The organism is Streptomyces sp. NPDC088785 (genome assembly GCF_044750685.1).
Lineage (GTDB): Bacteria > Actinomycetota > Actinomycetes > Streptomycetales > Streptomycetaceae > Streptomyces.
Genome location: NZ_JBIVKH010000003.1, coordinates 574,305 through 595,713, shown reverse-complemented (window position 1 = coordinate 595,713; position 21,409 = coordinate 574,305). Strand labels below are relative to the sequence as shown.

Annotated in this window: 20 protein-coding genes, 1 tRNA gene and 2 pseudogenes; 9 read left to right on the top strand and 14 right to left on the bottom strand. The window is 71.4% G+C overall.

The genetic code is table 11. From position 1 onward, the window contains the following. Nucleotides 1-51: 51 nt before the first annotated feature. The 3 genes from ACIP5K_RS13375 to nth all read right to left on the bottom strand — a co-directional run bounded on the left by ACIP5K_RS13375 (nt 52) and on the right by nth (nt 3,240). On the bottom strand, nt 52-1,251 hold the full coding sequence (locus ACIP5K_RS13375; protein ID WP_401408652.1) for a MarP family serine protease: 1,200 nt from the start codon (nt 1,249-1,251) through the stop codon (nt 52-54). Between the two features lie 91 nt (nt 1,252-1,342). Beyond that, the gene (locus ACIP5K_RS13370) at nt 1,343-2,062 is read right to left on the bottom strand and encodes an NUDIX hydrolase (RefSeq protein WP_401409004.1); all 720 of its coding nucleotides are present in this window, start codon (nt 2,060-2,062) and stop codon (nt 1,343-1,345) included. 107 nt (nt 2,063-2,169) lie between these two features. Beyond that, nucleotides 2,170-3,240, bottom strand: a complete 1,071-nt coding sequence (gene nth, locus ACIP5K_RS13365) for an endonuclease III (RefSeq protein WP_401408649.1) — start codon at nt 3,238-3,240, stop codon at nt 2,170-2,172. Between the two features lie 368 nt (nt 3,241-3,608). Here nth and ACIP5K_RS13360 point away from each other — a divergent pair, with 368 nt between their 5' ends. From ACIP5K_RS13360 to ACIP5K_RS13350, 3 genes are all read left to right on the top strand, one after another. After that, a complete protein-coding gene (locus ACIP5K_RS13360) occupies nt 3,609-4,283 on the top strand; it encodes a Crp/Fnr family transcriptional regulator (RefSeq protein WP_016642758.1) in 675 nt (224 codons plus the stop codon). 219 nt (nt 4,284-4,502) lie between these two features. Continuing rightward, a complete protein-coding gene (locus ACIP5K_RS13355) occupies nt 4,503-5,306 on the top strand; it encodes a nucleotidyltransferase domain-containing protein (RefSeq protein ID WP_401408646.1) in 804 nt (267 codons plus the stop codon). A 108-nt stretch (nt 5,307-5,414) separates the two neighbouring features. Beyond that, complete coding sequence (locus ACIP5K_RS13350) at nt 5,415-6,308, top strand: sigma factor (RefSeq protein WP_401408644.1); 894 nt, start codon at nt 5,415-5,417, stop codon at nt 6,306-6,308. Nucleotides 6,309-6,351: 43 nt separating this feature from the next. On the opposite strand, the gene ACIP5K_RS13345 is transcribed toward ACIP5K_RS13350, so the two are convergent. From ACIP5K_RS13345 to ACIP5K_RS13330, 4 genes are all read right to left on the bottom strand, one after another. Beyond that, nucleotides 6,352-7,182 carry an MBL fold metallo-hydrolase gene (locus ACIP5K_RS13345; RefSeq protein WP_401408642.1) on the bottom strand — a complete coding sequence of 277 codons (831 nt, stop codon included), beginning with the start codon at nt 7,180-7,182 and terminating at the stop codon, nt 6,352-6,354. Nucleotides 7,183-7,185: 3 nt separating this feature from the next. Then, nucleotides 7,186-8,064 carry an NUDIX hydrolase gene (locus ACIP5K_RS13340; RefSeq protein WP_401408639.1) on the bottom strand — a complete coding sequence of 293 codons (879 nt, stop codon included), beginning with the start codon at nt 8,062-8,064 and terminating at the stop codon, nt 7,186-7,188. A gap of 1,000 nt (nt 8,065-9,064) precedes the next feature. After that, nucleotides 9,065-9,538, bottom strand: coding sequence for a RidA family protein (locus ACIP5K_RS13335; protein ID WP_401408638.1), 474 nt, complete (start codon nt 9,536-9,538; stop codon nt 9,065-9,067). Beyond that, nucleotides 9,535-9,699, bottom strand: coding sequence for a DUF4177 domain-containing protein (locus ACIP5K_RS13330; RefSeq protein ID WP_361554173.1), 165 nt, complete (start codon nt 9,697-9,699; stop codon nt 9,535-9,537). Before ACIP5K_RS13330 ends, ACIP5K_RS13335 begins: the two co-directional genes overlap by 4 nt. A gap of 85 nt (nt 9,700-9,784) precedes the next feature. Between ACIP5K_RS13330 and ACIP5K_RS13325 the strand changes: the two genes are divergently transcribed. Next, a complete protein-coding gene (locus tag ACIP5K_RS13325) occupies nt 9,785-10,744 on the top strand; it encodes an ArsA-related P-loop ATPase (protein ID WP_401408635.1) in 960 nt (319 codons plus the stop codon). A gap of 12 nt (nt 10,745-10,756) precedes the next feature. Beyond that, nucleotides 10,757-12,166: an ArsA family ATPase gene (locus ACIP5K_RS13320; protein WP_401408632.1), complete on the top strand. Its 1,410-nt coding sequence runs from the start codon at nt 10,757-10,759 to the stop codon at nt 12,164-12,166. 245 nt (nt 12,167-12,411) lie between these two features. Here ACIP5K_RS13320 and ACIP5K_RS13315 read toward each other — a convergent pair whose 3' ends face one another. Beyond that, on the bottom strand, nt 12,412-12,756 hold the full coding sequence (locus ACIP5K_RS13315) for a WhiB family transcriptional regulator (RefSeq protein WP_181512524.1): 345 nt from the start codon (nt 12,754-12,756) through the stop codon (nt 12,412-12,414). 460 nt (nt 12,757-13,216) lie between these two features. Between ACIP5K_RS13315 and ACIP5K_RS13310 the strand changes: the two genes are divergently transcribed. Next, nucleotides 13,217-15,472, top strand: coding sequence for a transglycosylase domain-containing protein (locus ACIP5K_RS13310; RefSeq protein ID WP_401408629.1), 2,256 nt, complete (start codon nt 13,217-13,219; stop codon nt 15,470-15,472). A 177-nt stretch (nt 15,473-15,649) separates the two neighbouring features. On the opposite strand, the gene ACIP5K_RS13305 is transcribed toward ACIP5K_RS13310, so the two are convergent. Next, the gene (locus ACIP5K_RS13305) at nt 15,650-16,114 is read right to left on the bottom strand and encodes a GatB/YqeY domain-containing protein (protein ID WP_111662820.1); all 465 of its coding nucleotides are present in this window, start codon (nt 16,112-16,114) and stop codon (nt 15,650-15,652) included. Between the two features lie 77 nt (nt 16,115-16,191). Here ACIP5K_RS13305 and ACIP5K_RS13300 point away from each other — a divergent pair, with 77 nt between their 5' ends. The 3 genes from ACIP5K_RS13300 (at nt 16,192) to ACIP5K_RS13290 (ending at nt 18,125) form a co-directional block, all read left to right on the top strand. Continuing rightward, on the top strand, nt 16,192-17,130 hold the full coding sequence (locus ACIP5K_RS13300; RefSeq protein ID WP_401408625.1) for a metallophosphoesterase: 939 nt from the start codon (nt 16,192-16,194) through the stop codon (nt 17,128-17,130). A gap of 129 nt (nt 17,131-17,259) precedes the next feature. Continuing rightward, a complete protein-coding gene (locus ACIP5K_RS13295) occupies nt 17,260-18,003 on the top strand; it encodes a Pr6Pr family membrane protein (RefSeq protein WP_401408623.1) in 744 nt (247 codons plus the stop codon). A 48-nt stretch (nt 18,004-18,051) separates the two neighbouring features. After that, nucleotides 18,052-18,125: transfer RNA gene (locus ACIP5K_RS13290), tRNA-Pro, on the top strand. A gap of 83 nt (nt 18,126-18,208) precedes the next feature. On the opposite strand, the gene xerC is transcribed toward ACIP5K_RS13290, so the two are convergent. From xerC to ACIP5K_RS13265, 5 genes and pseudogenes are all read right to left on the bottom strand, one after another. Further along, entirely contained in the window at nt 18,209-19,396 is a 1,188-nt protein-coding gene (gene xerC / locus ACIP5K_RS13285; protein WP_401408620.1) for a tyrosine recombinase XerC, read from the bottom strand. A gap of 73 nt (nt 19,397-19,469) precedes the next feature. Beyond that, nucleotides 19,470-19,679 (bottom strand): helix-turn-helix domain-containing protein, encoded by a 210-nt coding sequence (locus tag ACIP5K_RS13280; protein ID WP_401408617.1) that lies wholly within the window; start codon nt 19,677-19,679, stop codon nt 19,470-19,472. A 200-nt stretch (nt 19,680-19,879) separates the two neighbouring features. Then, nucleotides 19,880-20,773, bottom strand: a pseudogene (locus ACIP5K_RS13275) (DUF3631 domain-containing protein); the annotation flags it as partial. 278 nt (nt 20,774-21,051) lie between these two features. Continuing rightward, nucleotides 21,052-21,183: pseudogene (locus ACIP5K_RS13270) on the bottom strand (bifunctional DNA primase/polymerase); the annotation flags it as partial. 89 nt (nt 21,184-21,272) lie between these two features. Continuing rightward, nucleotides 21,273-21,404: a hypothetical protein gene (locus ACIP5K_RS13265; protein WP_401408614.1), complete on the bottom strand. Its 132-nt coding sequence runs from the start codon at nt 21,402-21,404 to the stop codon at nt 21,273-21,275. Between the last annotated feature and the right edge of the window lie 5 nt (nt 21,405-21,409).

Sequence of the window (21,409 nt, the reverse complement as noted above, 5' to 3'; positions counted from 1 at the left end):
CGCCGGGGCGCCCCGACTCCCGTGCCGCGCCCCGGACTTCGCCTCCGGTACCTACAGTGCGCAGGCGTCCGTGTCCACCTGCTGGGCCGCCGTGCGGCCGCGGGTGATGTCGGTGGCGATCTCGTCGGCGGTCAGCGCGTAGCCCGTCTCGTCGTTGTCGAGGGACTTCGCGAAGACCACGCCGTAGACCTTGCCTTCGGGGGTCAGCAGCGGTCCTCCCGAGTTGCCCTGACGCACCGTCGCGTACAGCGAGTACACGTCGCGCTCGACCGTGCCCCGGTGGTAGATGTCCGGGCCGCTGGCGTCGATCCGGCCGCGTACGCGCGCGGGGCGCACGTCGTACGAGCCGTTCTCCGGGAAGCCCGCGACGATCGCGCCGCCGCCGCGCTCGGCGTCCGTGCGCGTGAAATGCAGCGCGGGCGCCCGCAGTGACGGCACGTCGAGGACGGCGATGTCCCGCTTCCAGTCGTAGAGGACGACCTTCGCGTCGTACTTCACGCCCTCGCCGCCTATCTGGACGGTGGGCTCCTCGACGCCGCCCACCACGTGCGCGTTCGTCATCACGCGGCGGTCGCCGAAGACGAAGCCGGTGCCCTCGACGACCTTGCCGCAGCTGGGCGCCTGGCCGACGACCTTGACGATGGAGCGGCGGGCGCGCGTGGCGACGGGGCTGGTCGCCAGCGCCTGGTCGGGCGGGCGGACCTCGGTGATCGGCTCGTTCGCGAACGGGCTGAAGACCTGGGGGAATCCGTTCTGCGCGAGGGTGGAGGAGAAGTTGGCGAACCAGGTGTCCGCCTGCGCCGGCAGCGCGCGGGAGACACCGAGCAGCACCTTCGAGCCGCGGACCTCCTTGCCGAGCGTCGGCAGCGCCGTCCCGGCGAGCGCGGAACCTATCAGCCACGCCACCAGCAGCATCGCCGCCACATTGACCAGGACGCCGCCCGTCGCGTCCAGCGCCCGGGCCGGGGACCAGGTGATGTATCTGCGCAGCTTGTTGCCCAGATGCGTGGTGAAGGCCTGGCCGACCGAGGCGCAGACGATGACGACGACCACGGCGACGACCGTCGCGGTGGTGGAGACGGTCGCGTCGTCGGTGATCGCGCCCCACACCACCGGCAGGGTGTAGACCGCGGCGAGACCGCCGCCCAGGAAGCCGATGACCGACAGGACGCCGACGACGAAGCCCTGGCGGTAGCCGACGGCCGCGAACCACACGGCGGCGGCGAGCAGCAGGATGTCCAGCACGTTCACCGTCTACAGCCCCGCCCTCGTCACGCCCCGCCTCGTCACGCCTCGCCCCACATCGCAGTCACCGGGATTGCACAGCACGGCGACCACCCTGTCATGAGCGCCAGTCGAGTGACACCGTGTTCTCCCGGTCCCAGGGGCGCTCCCAGCCCGCGAAGTGCAGCAATCGGTCGATCACGCCCGCCGTGAACCCCCACACCAGCGCCGACTCCACGAGGAAGGCGGGGCCGCGGTGGCCGCTCGGGTGGACCGTCGTCGCCCGGTGGGCCGGGTCGGTCAGGTCGGCCACGGGGACCGTGAAGACCCGGGCCGTCTCCGCCGGGTCGACCGCCGCGACGGGGGTGGGCGTCCGCCACCAGCCCAGGACGGGCGTGACGACGAAGCCGCTCACCGGGATGTACAGCTTGGGCAGGACGCCGAAGAGCTGGACGCCGTGCGGATCGAGGCCGGTCTCCTCCCACGCCTCGCGCAGGGCGGCGCGCAGCGGGCCCTCGGCGCGCGGGTCGCCGTCCTCCGGGTCGAGGGCGCCGCCGGGGAACGAGGGCTGGCCCGCATGCGATCTGAGGGAGCCCGCGCGCTCCATGAGCAGCAGCTCGGGCCCGCGGTCGCCCTCGCCGAACAGGATCAGCACCGCGGACTGCCGGCCCGCGCCGTCCGCGGGCGGCAGGAAGCGGCTGAGCTGCTCGCCGCGGAGGGTGGCGGCGGCCCGCGCGACGGGGTCGAGCCAGGCGGGCAGGCCGTCGGTGCGCACGGTGACGTCCGGCGGGCCGCCGCCGTCGTCCCCGGCGCCCCGGGGGCCGCTCGTCCCGCTCATCCCGCTCGTCCCGCTGATCCCGCTCGCGTGCTTCATCGCCGCCCCCGTACCTGTCGTGATGGTCCCAACGCCCGCCCACCCCCGCTTCGTTCCGTCTTTCCCCTCCGTCACCCGGACGTGGCACCGCCCAGCGGCGGGGCCGCGATGCCGCCCGCGTCGAGGTACCCGCGCGGCGGATTCAGCCGCTGGCCGGGGAAGCCGCCCTTCTCGTACTTGAGCAGCTTCTTCGCCTTCTCGGGGTCCGTCTCGCCCTCGCCGTACGCCGGGCAGAGCGGGGCGATCGGGCAGGCGCCGCAGGCCGGTCTGCGGGCGTGGCAGATCCGGCGGCCGTGGAAGATCACGTTGTGGCTGAGCTGGGTCCACTCGCTCTTCGGGAACAGCTCGCCGACGGCCTTCTCGACCTTGTCGGGGTCGGTCTCGTCCGTCCACTTCCAGCGGCGCACGAGCCGGCCGAAGTGGGTGTCGACGGTGATGCCGGGGCGTCCGAACGCGTTGCCGAGCACCACGAACGCCGTCTTGCGGCCCACGCCGGGCAGCTTGACCAGGTCCTCCAGGCGGCCCGGGACCTCGCCGCCGAAGTCCTCGGTCAGCGCCTTGGCGAGGCCCATGATCGACCGGGTCTTGGCGCGGAAGAACCCGGTCGGCCGGATCAGCTCCTCGACCTCCTCCGGGTTCGCCGCCGCGAGGTCCTCCGGGGTCGGGTACCTCGCGAACAGGCCCGGGGTCGTCTGATTGACCCTCAGGTCGGTGGTCTGGGCCGACATGACCGTGGCGACCAGCAGCTGGAAGGGGCTCTCGAAGTCCAGCTCGGGGTGGGCGTACGGATACGTCTCCGCGAGCTCCCGGTTGATCCTGCGGGCGCGCCGGACCAGCGCGGTCCGGGACTCGGGCCGAGCGGCGGCCTTCTTACTGGCTGCCGTCTTCTTACTGGCTGCCGTCGTCGTCTTCTTACTGGCTGCCGTCGTCTTGGTGGCTGCCGTCTTCTTGTTACTGGCTGCCGTCTTCTTACTGGCTGCCGCCTTCTTACTGGCGGTGGCGGTCTTCTCGGGAGCTGCCGAGGTCTTCTTCGACGGAGCCGCCGGGGACCTCTTCGCCGTGCTCGCCGAGGGGGTCGTGCTCTTCGTGGCGGCTTTCTTCGGCGGGGCGTTCTCGGCCACCGCCTTCTTCTTCGCGGGCATCGACTGTGCGGCCTTCCCCTGGGCGGTACCGGGCGGTGCGGCAACCGGAACGGCGCAGGCCACGGGCTCCGGACGGGCTTGTTCGCCCACAGCGGAATCATGGGCGTCCGGCATCGTCCCAGCCCCCTCCGCCTGCGCTCTCACCGGCTTTTTGGACACCCGGCCAGCCTAAAGCCCGGCACCGACATCCGCCCCGGAGCCACTGGATCGGCCCCCGATTGGCCCCCTCCCCCTCGGGTTGTGGCGCAGGTGCGGCAGACTTGTAGCTGAGTGACTGATCACACTGTTTGGACCGTCCGGCAAAATGGGCAGTCGGGAGAGGCTTTCCCGACCGTTCCCACACTGCAGGCGACATAGGAGAGAAACTCGTGGACGACGTTCTGCGGCGCGCCCCGCTCTTCGCGGCGCTCGATGACGAGCAGGCCGCGGAGCTCCGCGCCTCCATGAGTGAGGTGACCCTCGCGCGCGGCGACGCCCTGTTCCACGAGGGTGACCCCGGCGACCGCCTGTACGTGGTCACCGAGGGCAAGGTGAAGCTGCACCGCACCTCCCCCGACGGCCGCGAGAACATGCTGGCCGTGCTCGGTCCCGGCGAGCTGATCGGCGAGCTGTCGCTGTTCGACCCCGGGCCGCGCACCGCGACCGCCAGCGCGCTGACCGAGGTGAAGCTGCTCGGTCTCGGCCACGGCGACCTCCAGCCCTGGCTGAACGCACGGCCGGAGGTGGCCGCCGCCCTGCTGCGCGCCGTCGCCCGCCGCCTGCGCAAGACGAACGACCAGATGTCCGACCTGGTCTTCTCCGACGTGCCGGGCCGTGTGGCCCGCGCGCTGCTCGACCTGTCGCGCCGCTTCGGCGTGCAGTCCGAGGAGGGCATCCACGTCGTGCACGACCTCACGCAGGAGGAGCTGGCCCAGCTGGTCGGCGCCTCCCGCGAGACCGTGAACAAGGCGCTGGCCGACTTCGCGGGCCGCGGCTGGCTGCGTCTGGAGGCGCGCGCCGTGATCCTGCTGGACGTGGAGCGCCTCGCGAAGCGCTCGCGCTGACCCCGGGTTCCGTACGCGACGGGTCCCGCCACACCTCGTGGCGGGACCCGTCCGCGTAGACGCACGAAACGGCACGAAACGGCACGACGCGCGGCGGCCGCGGTGGGCACCGGCGCGCGCCCCGCGCCGCGTGGCCCGGCCCCGCAGGGCTGGTCGTACGGACGTGCGGAAGCGGGGAAATGGCGTGCTCCCCGCGTCTCTTCCCTGCACAGTTGCCCCATGGCCGATCCGCACCGTGGGCTCGACGCCCAGGGATACATCGCGCGCGAAGGCTCCCTGGGACGCGTCCGGGACCCCTTCCGCCCCGTCGTGGCCGCCGCCCGTGACCGGCTGCTCGACGTCTTCGGCGCGCGCCTGTCGAGCGCGTACCTGTACGGGTCCGTGGCCCGCGGCACCGCGCGCCCGGGCCGCTCCGACCTCGACCTGCTGCTGGTGCTGCGCGCCGCGCCCACCGACGCCGACCGGGCCGACGCACGTACCCTCGACGCCGCGCTGGACAAGGAGTTCCCGCAGGTCGACGGGGTGAGCACGCTCGTGTACGACCGGGGCCGGCTGCTCAGCGCGGCCGAGACGTACGACATGGGGTGGTTCGTGGCGTGCCTGTGCACGCCGCTGCTCGGCGAGGACCTGGCCGAGGACCTCCCGCGCTACCGGCCCACCTCGCGGCTGGCCCGGGAGACCAACGGGGATCTGGCCGCCCGCCTGCCCCGCTGGCGCGAGCGGATCGCGCGGGCGGCCACCGACGACGAACGGCGCGCGCTCGACCGGCTCGTCGCCCGCGGGCTCGTGCGCACGGCCTTCACCCTCGTCATGCCCCGCTGGAACGGCTGGACGAGCGACCTCACGGAGATGGCCGAGGTGTTCGCGCGCTACTACCCGCGGTGGGCACCGCAGGTCAGGGCCGCGGCGGTGGCCGGGCACACCCCCGGCGGGGACCCCGCCACCCTGCACCTGTACACAGAGGAGCTCGGGCCGTGGCTCGCGGCGGAGTACGCGCGCGTGCACGGCACGAAACCCGCCTGAGCGCCGCGCCGGCGCACCCGCCCCGAGGGGGGGCCGCACCGGCGCGCGGGAGGACGGGACACGGGGACAGGGGCGCAGGGCCCCGGGCCACAGGGGAGGAACCGCACGATGACCACACAGGCCGAGCTGGCCACCCGCTTCGAGGCGGAACGCGGGCGGCTGCGCGCCGTGGCGTACCGGATGCTCGGGTCGCTGAACGAGGCCGAGGACGCGGTCCAGGAGAGCTGGCTGCGGTTGCAGCGGGCCGACGCGGGCGAGGTGCGCAACCTCGCCGGCTGGCTGACGACCGTCGTCGGGCGGATCTGCCTCGACATGCTGCGCGCCAGGACCACCCGGCGCGAGGAGCCGCTGGAGGACGGGGGCGGCGACGCGTTCCGGCTGCCGGATCCCGTGGTCAGGCCCGCGGACCCGGTGCACGAGGCCGAGCTGTCCGACACCGTGGGGCTCGCCCTGCTGGTGGTGCTCGACACGCTGGCGCCCGCCGAGCGGCTGGCGTTCGTGCTGCACGACATGTTCGCGGTGCCGTTCGAGGACCTCGCGCCGATCGTGGAGCGCACGCCCGCGGCGACCCGGCAGCTGGCCAGCCGGGCGCGCCGCCGGGTGCAGGGCGCCACCGCGCCGGCCGACACCGACCTCGCCCGCCAGCGCGAGGTCGTCGGTGCCTGGCTGTCCGCGACCCGCGCCGGTGACTTCGAGGCGCTGCTCGCGCTTCTCGACCCCGACGTGCTGCTGCGGGTCGACCGGGGCCCGGACACGGCCGCGCTGCTGGTGCGGGGCGCTCTGGAGGTGGCCGGCCAGGCCTCGCTGTACGGGCGGATGGCACCGGACAGCGTCCCCGCGTTCGTCGGCGACGGCATGGGCATGATCACCGTGCCCGGTGGCCGGGTGGCCAGCGTCGCGTGGCTCACCTTCCGCGCGGGCCGGGTCGTCGGCGTCGACATCCTCGCCGACCCGGAACGGATCGCGGCGCTCGCCATCGACTGGCCCGCACCGCGGTCCTGACGCGGCCCGGGCCGGGCCCGGGCCCGGCCGACCGGGCGGCCCGCTAGATCAGTCCGTGTTCGCGCAGGTAGTCGAGCTGGGCCAGGACGGACAGCTCGGCCGCGGGCCACAGCGAGCGGTCCACATCCGCGTACACGTGGGCGACGACCTGGGCGGCCGTCGCGTACCCGTCCTCGACGGCCGTCTCCACCTGGGCGAGCCGGTGGGCGCGGTGCGCGAGGTAGAACTCGACGGCGCCCTGCGCGTCCTCCAGGACCGGCCCGTGGCCGGGCAGCACCGTGTGGACCCCGTCGTCGACGGTGAGGGAGCGCAGCCGGCGCAGGGTGTCGAGGTAGTCGCCGAGCCTGCCGTCCGGGTGCGCGACCACGGTCGTGCCCCGGCCCAGGATGGTGTCGCCGGTCAACACGGCCTGATCGGCCGGGAGATGGAAGCTCAGCGAGTCGGCGGTGTGGCCGGGGGTGGGGACGACGCGCAGTTCCAGGCCGCCGGTCGTGACGACGTCCCCGGCCGCCAGGCCCTCGTCGCCGAGGCGCAGCGCCGGGTCGAGGGCGCGCACGGCCGTGCCGGTCAGTTCGGCGAACCGGCCCGCTCCCTCGGCGTGGTCGGGGTGGCCGTGGGTGAGCAGGGTGAGGGCGATCCGGCGGCCCGCCTTCTCGGCGACGGCGATCACGTTCTTGAGGTGTCCGTCGTCGAGCGGGCCCGGGTCGATCACGACGGCGAGGTCGCTGTCCGGTTCGGCGAGGATCCAGGTGTTGGTGCCGTCGAGGGTCATCGCGGACGCGTTGGGCGCGAGCACGTTGACGGCGCGGGCGGTGGCGGGGCCGGACTGCACCCCGCCGCGCGGCTGTCCTGGCAGGGCGGCGGCTTCGGTCATCGGTCAGTTGCTCCCGCCGGTCGGAATGTGCTTGGTGAACTCGTCGTGCCCGGGCCAGGACAGCACCACCTCGCCCGCCTCCAGCCGGGCCTGCGCCAGTACGGGCGTCAGGTCGCGGCTCGCTGCCCCGGCGAGGGCGTCGTGGGCGGTGCGGTGGCCGGAGAGGGTGCGCAGGGTCGCGATGGTGGGCGGCATCATCGTCAACTCGCCCCGGTCGTAGGCGGCCGCGGCGCGGTCCGGGCCGATCCACACGGTGCGGTCGGCCTCGGTGGAGTCGTCGCTGGTGCGCTGGCCCGCCGGGAGCGCGGCCGCGAAGAACCAGGTGTCGTAGCGGCGCGGTTCGAACTCGGGGGTGATCCAGCGGGCCCACGCGCCGAGCAGGTCGGAGCGGAGCACGAGGCCGCGCCGCTGGAGGAACTCGGCGAAGGACAGGTCGCGCGCGATCAGTGCCTGCCGGTCGGCCTGCCACCGGGCGCCGGTGGTGTCGTCGACGACGCTGTCCGGGGCCGGGCCCGCGAGCAGCACGCCCGCCTCCTCGAACGTCTCGCGCACGGCGGCGCAGACGATCGCCTGGGCTTCCTCCTCCGGCACGCCGAGCCGCTCGGCCCACCACTGCCGGGAGGGGCCCGCCCAGCGCACCTGGCGGTCGTCGTCGCGCGGGTCGACGCCGCCGCCGGGGTAGGCGTAGGCGCCGGCCGCGAACGCCATCGACGTCCGTCTGCGCAACATGTGCACCTCAAGGCCGCCGCCGGAGGCGTCCGGGGCGTCCCTGAGCAGCATGACGGTGGCCGCGCGGCGCGGGGTCGCGGCGGTCAGCGTGCCGGCGGCGAGGGCGCGGATGCGGTCCGGCCACTCCGGGGGGTACCACTGGCCGTTGGACATGGCCGGAGGCTATCCCGACTCGACGGGATGTTCGAGGGGTGTCCGGGTCGGGGCCTGGGCGATGGTGGCTGAGGGGCGGGGGACGGCTGGGCGGGGTTGGTGATCGCGGGGGGGGGCGACTGGGGGGACTGGGGGCTGGCGATCGCGGCGCTGGCCGATTGGGGAGTCGAGGGGTGGGCGGGCTGGCGATCGCGGGACTGGCTGGCTGGCTGGCTGGCTGGCTGGCTGGCTGGCTGGCTGGCTGGCTGGCTGGCTGGCTGGGCGACCGTAGGCCGGGTGGGCTGGGGTATCGACGGTCGGGCGAGCTGGGCGTTCGGACGGCCGGGGGACGGGGGACGGACGGCCGGGGGCCGGGGGCGTGGACCAGACGGCCAGTTGTCCAAGAGGCCGGGGGCCGAGGGCCAGGCGGCCGGTTGTCCGAGGGCCGGGGACCCGAGGGCCGACGAGCCGAGGACCGGCGAGCCGGGGGTCGCGCGGCTGGACGCCTGAGGGCTGGGGAGCCGGGCGGCCGGTTGCCTGGAGGCCACGGTTCCAAGGGCCAGGCGTCGGACGGCCGAGGGCCGTGGACCAGACGGCCAGTTGTCCGAGACGCCGGGGCCGAGGATCGGACGGCCGGTTGTCCGAAGACGGGGAGCCGGGGGGGGCGCCCGGCCGGGGCCACGGATCAGACGGCCAGTTGGCCGGGGACCGGGGAGCCGGGGACCCGAGGATCAGCGAGCCGGGGGTCGCGCGGGCGGGCGCCCGAGGGCTGGGGAGCCGGGCAGCCGGTTGCCTGAAGGCCACGGTTCCAAGGGCCAGGCGTCGGACGGCCGGAGCACATACGGTCAGAGGCCGAACGCCCGGAGACCGGACGACCAACAGCCGAACGCCCGGGAGTGTTTTTCGGACAGTTCCCCGCGCCCCCGCGGAACCCCCCGCACCCCCGGCACCCCCACGCCCCCGCACACGCGTCGCTCGGCCGGAGCGCGGGGACGTCGGAGCCGGTGGGCCCCGAAGAGGCTCAGGCCTCCGGGGTCAGCTCCACCTGGATCTCGATCTCGACCGGCGCGTCCAGCGGCAGCACGGCGACGCCGACGGCGCTGCGCGCGTGCACGCCCTTGTCGCCGAGGACCTCGCCGAGCAGTTCGCTGGCGCCGTTGACGACACCGGGCTGCCCGGTGAAGTCGGCGGCGGAGGCGACGAAGCCGACGACCTTCACGACCCGCTCGATGCGGTCCAGGTCACCGGCGACGGACTTCACCGCGGCCAGCGCGTTCAGCGCGCAGACCCGGGACAGCTCCTTGGCCTGCTCGGCGGTGACCTCGGCGCCGACCTTGCCGGTCAGCGTCAGCTTGCCGTCGACCATCGGGAGCTGGCCCGCCGTGTACACGTAGACACCGGACCGCACGGCGGGCTGGTAGGCGGCGACGGGCGGCACCACGGGCGGCAGGGTCAGGCCCAGCTCGGCGAGCCGCGCCTCCACCGCGCCGCTCACGCGCCCTTCTCCCGCTTCAGGTACGCCACCAGCTGCTCGGGGTTGTTCGGACCGGGCACGACCTGGACGAGCTCCCAGCCGTCCTCGCCCCAGGTGTCCAGGATCTGCTTCGTCGCGTGCACCAGTAGCGGCACAGTCGCGTACTCCCACTTCTTAGCCATGAGGGCGACTGTAGCCGCCGAAGTCAGGTGCGTCGTTCCGGAGGCTGCTGCGTGATCGGGCCGCGTTCTGGTTACGCTCGAATACGTGAGCAGGCTCCAGGTCGTCAGCGGCAAGGGCGGTACCGGAAAGACCACGGTCGCCGCCGCACTCGCGCTCGCCCTCGCGGCGAAGGGCAAGCGCACTCTCCTGGTGGAGGTGGAGGGCAGGCAGGGCATCGCACAGCTCTTTGAGACGGAAGCACTCCCCTACGAGGAACGGAAGATCGCCGTCGCGCCCGGCGGCGGGGAGGTGTACGCGCTCGCCATCGATCCGGAACTGGCGCTGCTCGACTACCTCCAGATGTTCTACAAGCTGGGCGGCGCGGGCCGCGCCCTGAAGAAGCTGGGCGCGATCGACTTCGCCACGACCGTCGCGCCGGGCCTCAGGGACGTCCTGCTGACCGGCAAGGCGTGCGAGGCCGTCCGGCGCAAGGACAAGCAGGGCAGGTACGCGTACGACTACGTGGTGATGGACGCGCCGCCCACCGGCCGCATCACCCGTTTCCTGAACGTGAACGACGAGGTCGCCGGGCTGGCCCGGATGGGGCCGATACACAATCAGGCCCAGGCGGTCATGCGGGTCATCAAGTCCCCGCAGACCGCGGTGCACCTGGTGACCCTCCTGGAGGAGATGCCGGTGCAGGAGACCCTCGACGGGGTCGCGGAGCTGCGCGCCGCGCACCTGCCCGTGGGACGGATCATGGTGAACATGGTGCGGCCCGCGCTCCTGGGGGAACCCGCCCTGGCGCTGACCCGTTCGCCGTCGGTCGCGCCGGACGTCACCGGCGCCCTGACGGCGGCCGGGCTCAGCGGCGCGAAGCGGCTCGTGGGGCCGCTGCTCGCGCAGGCCGAGGAGTACGCGGAGCGGTACGTCCTGGAGCGCGCCCAGCGCGAGCTGCTCACCGGGGCGGAGTTGCCGCTGCACGAACTTCCGCTGCTCACCGAGGGGTTGGACCTGGCGGGGCTGTACGCACTCGCCGAGGAACTGCGACAGCAAGGGATCTGAGGGACCGCTTCGATGACGCTGAACCCGGCAGGCGCGCTCGACATCGACCCGCTGCTCGACGACCCGGCGACCCGCATCGTGGTCTGCTGCGGCTCCGGCGGCGTCGGCAAGACCACGACCGCCGCGGCGCTCGGCCTGCGCGCCGCCGAGCGCGGCCGCAAGGTCGTGGTGCTGACCATCGACCCGGCCCGGCGGCTCGCCCAGTCGATGGGCATCGACTCCCTGGACAACACCCCGCGCCGGGTGAAGGGCGTCGAGGCCACCGGCGACGCGGCGGGCGGCGAGCTGCACGCCATGATGCTCGACATGAAGCGCACCTTCGACGAGATCGTCGAGGCGCACGCGGACGGCGAGCGGGCGGAGGCGATCCTGAGCAACCCCTTCTACCAGTCGCTCTCGGCGGGCTTCGCGGGCACGCAGGAGTACATGGCGATGGAGAAGCTGGGCCAGCTCAGGGCCCGGGACACCTGGGACCTGATCGTCGTCGACACCCCGCCGTCGCGCTCGGCGCTCGACTTCCTGGACGCGCCCAAGCGGCTCGGCTCGTTCCTCGACGGCAAGCTGATCCGCGTCCTGATGGCGCCCGCGAAGGTCGGCGGGCGGGCCGGGATGAAGTTCCTGAACGTCGGGATGTCGATGATGACGGGCGCGCTCGGCAAGCTCCTCGGCGGGCAGCTGCTGCGTGACGTACAGACGTTCGTGGCGGCGATGGACACCATGTTCGGCGGGTTCCGGACCCGGGCCGACGCCACGTACAAACTGCTCCAGGCGCCCGGTACGGCTTTCCTCGTGGTGGCCGCGCCCGAGCGGGACGCGCTGCGCGAGGCCGCGTACTTCGTGGAGCGGCTGGCCGCGGAGCGGATGCCGCTCGCCGGCCTGGTGCTCAACCGGGTGCACGGCAGCGGCGCCGACGGGCTGTCCGCCGAGCGGGCGCTCGCCGCCGCGGAAAATCTTGACGACGGCGGCATTGTGGATCAGACCACCGGGAAGGAAGAGGTGCGTACTCCCCCCGAGACAGGCCCCGAGACAGGCTCCGCGACCGACCACGCGACCGACCCCGAGACGAGTCCCGAGACGAGTCCCGAGACCGCTTCCACGGCACATGGCACGACAGGCACAGGCCCTGACTCCGCTTCCGAGTCGGGTCCGGCACCGGCTCCCGCGTCAGGCTCCCCCGCCGCAGCGGAGACGTCCGCACAGCCCAGCACCGAGCAGTTGACCGCAGGGCTCCTGCGGCTGCACGCCGAGCGGATGCGGCTCGTCGCGCGCGAACGGCGCACGCGTGACCGCTTCACCGCGCTCCACCCCGAGGTCGCCGTCGCCGAGATCGCGGCGCTGCCCGGCGATGTGCACGACCTGGCGGGCCTCAGGGACATCGGGGACCGGCTCGCGGCCGGTGGCACTCCGGCCGGAGCTGAATGAGCCGTACGCGCCCGCACGTCGGCAGTGCGGTCGCGGGCCGGAGCGGATCACGGGGCTGCACGCCCCACGACTCGGCTCCGGCACGAAGGGGCGCGACGCCGTCCTGTCGGGCCTGACGATGCCGTCTCCTGACGATGCCGTCTGTCGAGCCCGACCGTGGGGCCGCCCGATGCATCCGGCCTACCCGACCCGGTCTGCCCGATGCGGCCTGCCCGATCCGGTCTGCCCGATGCGATGCATCCGGCCTACCCGACGGCGGCGAACCTCTCGTACGTCTCGTCGTTGTCGAGCTCCGCGGGCAGGAGACCCGCACTGCGCTCGTACTCCGTACGCGCCGTCTCCAGCAGCCGGCGCCACGAGGTGACGGTCGGACGCCTGCGCAACAGCGCGCGGCGCTCCCGCTCCGTCATGCCACCCCACACGCCGAACTCGACGCGATTGTCCAGCGCGTCCGCCAGGCACTCGGTCCGCACGGGACATCCCGTGCACACCGCTTTCGCCCGGTTCTGCGCTGCTCCTTGAACGAACAGTTCATCCGGATCGGTAGTGCGGCAGGCCGCCTGCGCACTCCAGTCGACTACCCAGCCCATACCGGCGCCGTCCTCTCCCGAATCGAGGCTCCCCCACGGCGGCAGCGGCATATTCACCGCCGCCAGTTGAGGACGTTACGGAAGGTGGGCACAGCGCAACACCCCCTTCGGGCCCAATCTTGAATGGCCCGAACGGACTATGCGTAAGCGGCAGATCACCCGACGGAGTGACCGAGAGACATGCGTAACAACCCCGGCAAACAGGGACAGTTCACTTGGGCCACAACGGGCGTCGGATGACACACGAGGCGGTTTCGGACACCTTCCGGGCCCTTCGCGAGGGGTCGCGAGAGCCTCAGGAATGACTACAAGAGGCACGTCCGAGGTAGAGAAGAAATGCCGGGAACGTTTCGGGGCCGTCCCACGTCTTGATACGAGACCGCACTGCTGTGACAGTTGAGTGCAGCTTAGGCCAAGGCATATACGCCTGTCCGGAGAATCAGAACGTAGGCTGCCCTGCATGGGAAAGAAGCGCTCGGCCGGTGACGGCGGCGGTATGTCGCCGGCTCAACAGGCCGCCAAGTTCCTCGGTGTCAGCGTGCTCGCGGGAGCCGTGCTCGCCGGCATCGCGCTGCCCGCCGCGGGCGCGCTCGGCCTGGCCGCCAAAGGCTCGGTCGAGGAGTTCGACGACACACCGGCCGCGCTGAAGCAGCCACCGCTCAGCCAGCGCACCACGATCCTGGACGCCCAGGGCGGCAAGATCGCGACGGTCTACGACCGCGACCGCACCGTGGTGAAGCTCGACGAGATCTCCCCCTACATGCAGAAGGCGATCGTCGCGATCGAGGACTCGCGCTTCTTCGAGCACGGGGCCATCGACGCGAAGGGCATCCTGCGCGCCATCAACGCGAACGCGCGGGGCGGCGGCGTCGCCCAGGGCGCCTCGACCCTCACCCAGCAGTACGTGAAGAACGTGTTCATGGAGGAGGCGGGCGACGACCCGACGAAGCTGGCGCAGGCGACCCAGCAGACGATCGGGCGCAAGGTCCGCGAGCTGAAGTACGCGATCCAGATCGAGAAGGACCTCGGCAAGAAGCGGATCCTCACCAACTACCTGAACATCACGTACTTCGGTGAGCAGGCGTACGGCGTCGAGGCCGCGTCCCAGCGCTACTTCTCGAAGTCGGCCAAGGAGCTGAACGTCCAGGAGTCCGCGCTCCTCGCGGGCATCGTGCAGTCGCCGAGCCGCTACGACCCGGTGAACGACGAGGCCGAGGCGAAGAAGCGGCGCAACGTGGTGCTCCAGCGGATGGCCGACGTCCACGACATCTCGCAGGGCGAGGCCGACAAGGCCAAGCAGATGGGCCTCGGCCTGAAGGTCAGCAAGCCGCAGAACGGCTGCATCACCTCGGTCAAGGGCGCGGCCTTCTTCTGCGACTACGTCGAGCAGGTCGTGAAGAACGACCCGGCGTTCGGCAAGACGAAGGAGAAGCGCGCCAAGCTCTGGAGCCGCGGCGGTCTGACGGTCAGGACGACCCTCGACCCGCAGGCCCAGGCATCGGTGCAGACCTCCCTCAGGAGCAACGTGTACCAGACCGACTCGGTCGCCTCGGCGGTCGCGCTGGTCGAGCCGGGCAGCGGCAAGATCCTCGGCATGGGCCAGTCGAAGCCGTACGGCTACGGCAAGAACGAGACGTCGATCAACTACTCGGTCAACTCGGCCTACCACGGCTCGAACTTCGGCTTCCCGACCGGTTCGACGTTCAAGCCGTTCCTGGCGGCGGCCGCCCTGGAGAACGGCACGCCGATCACCCAGAGCTACCCGGCGCCGTACCAGATGCCGTACCCGAGCACCGTGCAGACGTGCAGCGGCAAGCCGTGGAAGAACGACGGCGGCTACAAGCTGGAGAACGAGAACGAGTCGGAGTCCGGCCCCTATCGCCTCAAGGAGGCGATGGAGAAGTCCATCAACACGTACTTCGTGGAGATGCTCGCCGACACCGGCATGTGCCCGGTCGTCCAGATGACCGACAAGCTGGGCGTCGTGCAGGGCAACGGCACGAAGGTGCCCGAGGTGCCCTCGTCGATGACCCTCGGTTCGACGGGTCTGTCGCCGCTGACGATGGCCTCCGCGTACGCCGCGTTCGCCAACGAGGGCACGTACTGCACCCCCGTCGCCATCGAGTCGATCACCGACGCGAACGGCAAGTCGCTGGCCGTGCCGAAGTCGAAGTGCTCGCGCGCCATGTCGACCCAGACCGCCGACAAGATCAATACGCTGCTCAGCGGCGTGACCGACTCCGGCACGGGCCAGCAGGCCGGCCTCCCCGACCGGGACAACGCCGGTAAGACGGGTACGACGGACGCCCGTAAGAACGCCTGGTTCGTGGGCTACACGCCGAACCTGTCGGGCGCGGTGTGGGTCGGCAGCGCCTCGCAGGGCGTCGAGATGGAGAACATCACCATCGGCGGCCGCTACCACGCCAAGGTCTACGGCGCCGACACGCCCGGGCCGATCTGGCGGGCGGCCATGACCGGCGCGCTGTCCGGCAAGGAGGCGCCGGGCTTCACCACGGTCGACATCCCGGACCTGGACAAGGACAAGAACAAGGACCCGGACCGGGGCGACCAGGGCGGCGGCCAGGGCCACGACGACGGCAAGCCCGCCGGCGACACCGGCGCCGGCACCGGCCTTCCCGACGGACTGTTCCAGGGGCAGGGCAATGGCGGCAACGGCAACGGGGACGGTGGGAACGGTGGGGGCTGGGGCCGCTAGCGGGTCCCCGGGCCGCGACCGGCTTCTCTGAGCTGCTTGAGCGGCCCGAACACACTGATGGCTGAAGGGGCGCCCCCGTCCGGAGGCGCCCCTTCAGTCATCAGTGATGCCGTCTGTATGGCGTCTGTGTGTCGTCCGTGATGTCGTCGTCCGTGAGGAGTGACCCGGGGCCCGGGTTCAGCCGGCGAGCAGCTTCTTGACCGCGGCGGCGACCCGGCCGCCCTCGGCGCGGTCCCCGACCTTCGGCTTCACGATCTTCATGACCTGGCCCATGGCGCGGGGGCCCTCGGCGCCGGCCGCCTTCGCCTCCTCGACCGCCTGGCCGACGATCTGCTCCAGCTCGGCGTCGGACAGCTGCTGCGGCAGGTACTCGGCGAGCACCTCGCCCTCCGCCAGCTCACGGGCGGCGGACTCGGCGCGCCCGCCCTTCTCGAAGGCCTCGGCGGCCTCGCGGCGCTTCTTCGCCTCCTTGACGATCACGGCCTGCACCTCGTCGTCGGCGAGCTCGCGCTTCTCCTTGCCGGCGACCTCCTGGGTCGTGATGGCGGCGAGGGTCATCCGGAGCGTCGAGGAGCGCAGCTCGTCACGCCCCTTGATCGCGGCGTTGAGGTCGTCGTGCAGCTTCGACTTGAGCGTGGTCATGACGCGATTGTCGCAGGTGTACGTGGCGTCCCGCCCGCCGATTTCCGGGGCCCCGGCGGTCTGACACGATGGGGCACATGCGCGCGCGATACGGGATTCCCCTGAAGATCTCTGCTGGTGTCGTGGCGGCGGGCGCCGCCACCGTCGCCTACTCCGCGGGTTACGAAGCCCGCTCCTTCCGCCTGCGACGCGTCACGGTCCCGGTCCTGCCCCCCGGTATGCAGCCGCTGCGCGTCCTCCAGGTCTCCGACATCCACATGGTCGGCGGGCAGCGCAAGAAGCAGCGCTGGCTGCGCTCGCTGGCCGGACTCCGCCCCGACCTCGTCATCAACACGGGCGACAACCTCTCCGACCCGGAGGGCGTACCCGAGGTGCTCGACGCGCTCGGGCCGCTGATGGAGTTCCCGGGCGCCTACGTGTTCGGGTCCAACGACTACTACGGTCCCCGGCCCCGCAACCCCGCCCGGTACCTGCTGGAGAAGGTGCAGGGCCGCCACGGGCTGAACGGGAACCCGCCGGTCGTCGGCGCCATCCACAACCCGTGGGAGGACCTGCGCGACGGCTTCGACGAGGCCGGCTGGCTGAACCTCACCAACACCCGCGGCTCGCTCAAGCTGTCCGGCGTCGAGATCGGCTTCACCGGCGTGGACGACCCGCACATCAAGCGCGACCGGTACGCGGAGGTGGCGGGCGGCCCCACGGCCGGCCCGGACTTCACGATGGCCGTGGTGCACGCCCCGTACCTGCGGGTCCTGGACGCGTTCGCCGCGGACCGCTATCCGCTGATCCTGGCCGGACACACGCACGGCGGCCAGGTGTGCATCCCCTTCTACGGCGCCCTGGTCACCAACTGCGACCTGGACACCGACCGCGTCAAGGGACTCTCCCGGCACACGGCGGAGGGCCACACCTCCTACCTGCACGTCTCGGCGGGCTGCGGCGCGAACCGCTACACCCCGTTCCGTTTCGCCTGCCCGCCAGAGGCGACGCTGATGACGCTGGTGCCGGGGCGGTAGGCGATACGAGCACGGGTCGGTGTCGGTGTACCGCCGGGTCGGCATGACCAGCGTGTCCGGATGAGCCGCGACGGGCGTCCGGTCCTGTTTCCGGGGCCGGTCCGAGACCCTGGACGTACGGTGGATCGCATGATCACGCCGAGCTCCTCCGCCTCCGTCCCGGCGGAGGCGGTCGTCCCGGTCCGCCGCCGCCCCGTCGCGGCGGCCGTCCGGGCCCTGATCGCCCTCGCCGCCCTGACCGGAATCGTCATCGACCTGACGATCAGCGACAGCGTCCCGCGCGTCCTGAGCTACTTCACGATCCAGTCGAACATCCTGGTCGCGCTGGTCCTCGCCCTGTCGGCCGCGCGCGCCTGGTCCGCCCGGCAGCCGCTGCCCGCCGTTCTGACGGGCGGCACGCTGCTCTTCATCTGCATCACGGGGCTCGTCTACCACTTCGTGCTGGCCAACTCCTCGTCCGGCTTCTCCATGACGGACGACGCGGACCACGCCATCACGGGCTGGCGCACGGTCTCCAACCAGCTCCTGCACACCGTCACGCCCATCGGCGTGTTCCTGGACTGGCTCCTGCTGACCCGCCCCGGCCGACTCCGCCTGCGCCACGCGGCCCTCTGGCTGCTCTACCCGCTCGCCTACTTCGGCTTCGCCCTGGTCCGCGGCGCGATCATGAGCCCGGGCACGCCGGCCCGCTACCCGTACCCGTTCCTGGACGTCGACGCCCACGGCTACCCGGGCGTCCTCACCAACGCCGTCGTCTTCGGCCTGGCCTTCTACGTCCTCGCGCTGATCCTGGTCGCCCTGGACCACGTCAGGCCCGAGATCCGCTCCCCCCAAAACCGGATTTCGTCTCCGGGCCCCGGTGGGCTAAAGTAAACGACGTCGCCAGGACCTGCCTCACAGCGGGAACCGGAGCAACGACATCGGGGTGTGGCGCAGCTTGGCAGCGCGCTTCGTTCGGGACGAAGAGGTCGTGGGTTCAAATCCCGCCACCCCGACGCTGGTCAGAGGCCACATACGGATTTCCGTATGTGGCCTCTGTCGTGCTTGGGGAGCCAAACAGGGGGCCAAACGGTTTTGGTCACGCCTCGTCGACGGGATCCTCGTCCTGTCGGGCAAAGATCTCATCCATGACCTCTGCGCCCTCCGTGATGACCGGTCGGAGTTGCTTCCGGTAGACGGCTTCCGTCGTCGCCTGACTGCTGTGGCCGACAAGCTGCGCGATGCGCTCCAACGGGATGCCATGGTCCGAGAGCAGCGAGACGAAGCTGTGCCGCAGCTCTCGCGGCGTCCACTCCGGCTTCAGTCCGGCCTTCTTGACGATGGCCTTGAAGTCGCGTCGGACGTTCGCCGCGTCAAGCGGCTCCCCGGTCCGTGTTGTGAACACGCGGCCGGTAGGACTCCACTCTCTGCCCTTCGACGCACACTCCTGCTGCTGCCATCGCTTGTGCTCTTCGAGCACATCGACCACCTGCCTCGGCAGAGCGATAGTCCGGCGGCTCCTTCTGGTCTTCGTGTCGCCGTGCTTTCGCACTGAGCGCCATACGGCGACGTGGGGCGGTACGCCATCCTCGGTCTCCAGGAAAACGTGATCCCAGGTGAGGGGTCGCGCCTCCTCGGTACGCACACCGCTCAGGAGCGAAAGCACAAGGTAGGCATACAGCCGTGACGGGCCCGCAGCGATGAGTACGGCTTGCCCCTGCTTCAGGTTGAGTGCCTTACTCGGGCGTCCCGGTCGGCCCTCTGGTGCGGTGACGAGCAGTGCGACGTTGCGCGCGGCCTTGTCCCTGCGCTGAGCATGGGCGATGGATCGGCGCAGGATGGCGAGCAGGTCTCGGAGACTGCGAGTCGCGAGGAACTCGGCCCGCTCGTCCAACCAGTCGTCGACGTCGTCCGCGCTGAGATCCTTCAACTTGGCCTTGCCGATGAGCGGGATCAGGTGCTTGTTCGCCATCGACCTGTTCTTGCCGATGGTGCCCTTCTCCTCGCGTCCCTTGAGTCCTCGCTCAAGCCAGTCTTTCACCGCGTCGGTCACGGTGTAGTTGGCCGGCGCTTTGACGCCCGACTGCACTTCCTTCTTCAGGTCACGGATCTTCTGGCGAACCTCGGTCTTGGTCTTTCCGTAGACCTTGGGGCGACGACGCTCGCCGTTCGGGGCGTATCCGAGGGACACCGCACCGACGTAGCGGTTCTTCGCCGAGTCCCAGTAGATCGTGTCCTCTCCGTTCCCTGCCCTGCGGCCACGCTTCGGAAGTTCGGGATCTGTCATTCCTGGTTCGCCTTTCGGAGCAAGAGAACGGGCCGCGCCTCGAAAGGCGCGGCCCGAAGTTGGTGATGGTTGGTCAGGCGGAGTTTTCCGCTTCGCGCTTGAGGAGTTCGACGTACTGAGCGATGTACTCCGGCGGCACGAGTCGGCGACGGCCGATGCGGACGGTCTGGAGTCGTCCGAGGCGCATCTCCTCATAGACCATCGAACGTCCGATCCTGAGAACGGTCGCGGCCTCTTCCGGTCGGTACAGGAGCTGCTCGACAGGTTCAGCAACGGTGCTCATGCTGAGTGCCCCCACGGGGTGGGTGTCTGGGGGCCTTCTCAGAAGTCCGCTACATCCGCTACATCGCAGGTCAGCGGGGGTGTTTGTGTAGCGGACGCGCGGCATGTAGCGGCTACGGCGCTACGTGGGGACGCGGGCCGTAGCCGCTACATCGGGGTGGTGCCGCTACAGGGATTGGGTCGCTGACCTGGGGTGTAGCGTACGGCGATGGTGGGCAGTCGGTCGACGCCGACCATGACGTGGTCGCGCAGGTCGGTGAGGAGACGGATGCCGATGCTGCCCTTGTCGTTGACCTGGGAGCCTTTGACCAGTTCGGTGCAGGCGGCGCGGGCCCGCTTGGGCCACGCGCCCCCGACCGCGTCGGCGACGGCGAGCAGGGGTTCCCACACGTCTGCGGGCCGGTCGGTGACGCCTTCGGGCATCTCCGGTCATGCCCCGGAGACCTGCTCGCCTGCCTGCTCTGCCCACTTGGCGAGGCGGTCGCGCGGGGCGAACCCTTCCTTCTCGTGGATGCGTGAGCGGTAGGCCTCTGCCTTCTCGTTCCTCGCCCTGCGGCGCATGCGGATGATGACGGAGCGGGTCAGAATCGTGTCGGGCAGGGAGCCGAGTCCGGCGACCGCCACGGCGGTGTACGAGGGGAAGGCTTGCACGGTCTGGTTCGCCCCGTCGCCGACGCATCGGTACATGACCTTGCCGCGCCGGTGGCCGACGTTGATGAACCCGCGGAGCTGTTCGTTCTCTCCGGCCTCGGGGCCGAAGATGGTGTCGATCTCGTCGAAGAGGATCGTGGGGCGTTGCCCGTCGACCCCGGACACGGCCCGAAAGAGGGCGGCGGCGTCGACCGCGGCCATCGGGTTGGGCTCGAGGGTTCCACGATCTCCAGTGCTCGGGACTTCCCGGACCCTGGTTCCGGAGAGAGGAAGGCGCGGGGTGGACCCGAAGCAGTCGAGCAGGTGAGCGTGGGCGTCCCACAACGTCACGGCGACGTAGGCGGCTTCAGTGGGGAAGACGTTGAAGCGCCGGTGGAAAGCCTCTACCTCGTTCAGCAGTCCGGCCCCGTCGATGGCGGGGGCGGTGGTGGGCTGGTCACTCATGCGGCGGCCCGTCCTTCCTGGGGGTTGCGCAGGGGGCACGCGGTGCGGTGCGTCTCGTGGTCGGTGATCAGGGCGAGCACGCGGCGCTGCCCTACGGCGCTGCGGTCGCGTCCGCACGCGCACCACGACGTGGCGGTCGGGGTCGTGCCGCGACCGGACGCGTTGATGGTCAGCCACGCGATCGGGCGGCGTCCGTCGTCGCCGCGCGGGTCAAGACCACGAGCAGTGCGGACGCCTTCGGCGACCACCTTTCGGGCGCCCACGCTCGGTGTGTCCACAGGCTGTGCGGTCTCGCCGTGCAGGGCCGGACGCTTGGTGCCGGGACGGAGGGGAAAGACGTGCCAGCCGCGTGCGGCGGCGTCCAGGGCCGCGGCGAGAGGGTCTCGCCGGGTGGTACTGGGATGCGTCATGCTGGGAGACCTCCACAGGCCTGTTGAGGGCAGGTGGACAAGGGCGGCCCCGGTTCTTTGGCGAGATGCGGGGGCCGCCCTTGGCGTAGCTAGGCGCAGGTGCAGTCCGGGCGTTCACTGCTGCCGTCGGCGCCGCAGCCGCAGCAGTGCGGGTAGATCTCGCCGCTGTCCTGCTCGTCGTCGCAGGTGGGGCAGTCGTCGAAGTCGTCGTGTGCGTCCATGAAGT

Coding starts and splice junctions, on each gene's coding strand:
- ACIP5K_RS13305 (WP_111662820.1), bottom strand. CDS start 16,114: ATGACCACGCTCAAGTCGAAGCTGCACGACGACCTCAACGCCGCGATC.
- ACIP5K_RS13320 (WP_401408632.1), top strand. CDS start 10,757: ATGACGCTGAACCCGGCAGGCGCGCTCGACATCGACCCGCTGCTCGAC.
- ACIP5K_RS13280 (WP_401408617.1), bottom strand. CDS start 19,679: ATGAGCACCGTTGCTGAACCTGTCGAGCAGCTCCTGTACCGACCGGAA.
- ACIP5K_RS13265 (WP_401408614.1), bottom strand. CDS start 21,404: ATGGACGCACACGACGACTTCGACGACTGCCCCACCTGCGACGACGAG.
- ACIP5K_RS13350 (WP_401408644.1), top strand. CDS start 5,415: ATGACCACACAGGCCGAGCTGGCCACCCGCTTCGAGGCGGAACGCGGG.
- ACIP5K_RS13315 (WP_181512524.1), bottom strand. CDS start 12,756: ATGGGCTGGGTAGTCGACTGGAGTGCGCAGGCGGCCTGCCGCACTACC.
- ACIP5K_RS13330 (WP_361554173.1), bottom strand. CDS start 9,699: ATGGCTAAGAAGTGGGAGTACGCGACTGTGCCGCTACTGGTGCACGCG.
- ACIP5K_RS13355 (WP_401408646.1), top strand. CDS start 4,503: ATGGCCGATCCGCACCGTGGGCTCGACGCCCAGGGATACATCGCGCGC.
- ACIP5K_RS13295 (WP_401408623.1), top strand. CDS start 17,260: ATGATCACGCCGAGCTCCTCCGCCTCCGTCCCGGCGGAGGCGGTCGTC.
- ACIP5K_RS13370 (WP_401409004.1), bottom strand. CDS start 2,062: ATGAGCGGGACGAGCGGCCCCCGGGGCGCCGGGGACGACGGCGGCGGC.
- ACIP5K_RS13340 (WP_401408639.1), bottom strand. CDS start 8,064: ATGTCCAACGGCCAGTGGTACCCCCCGGAGTGGCCGGACCGCATCCGC.
- nth (WP_401408649.1), bottom strand. CDS start 3,240: ATGCCCGCGAAGAAGAAGGCGGTGGCCGAGAACGCCCCGCCGAAGAAA.
- xerC (WP_401408620.1), bottom strand. CDS start 19,396: ATGACAGATCCCGAACTTCCGAAGCGTGGCCGCAGGGCAGGGAACGGA.
- ACIP5K_RS13345 (WP_401408642.1), bottom strand. CDS start 7,182: ATGACCGAAGCCGCCGCCCTGCCAGGACAGCCGCGCGGCGGGGTGCAG.
- ACIP5K_RS13310 (WP_401408629.1), top strand. CDS start 13,217: ATGGGAAAGAAGCGCTCGGCCGGTGACGGCGGCGGTATGTCGCCGGCT.
- ACIP5K_RS13300 (WP_401408625.1), top strand. CDS start 16,192: ATGCGCGCGCGATACGGGATTCCCCTGAAGATCTCTGCTGGTGTCGTG.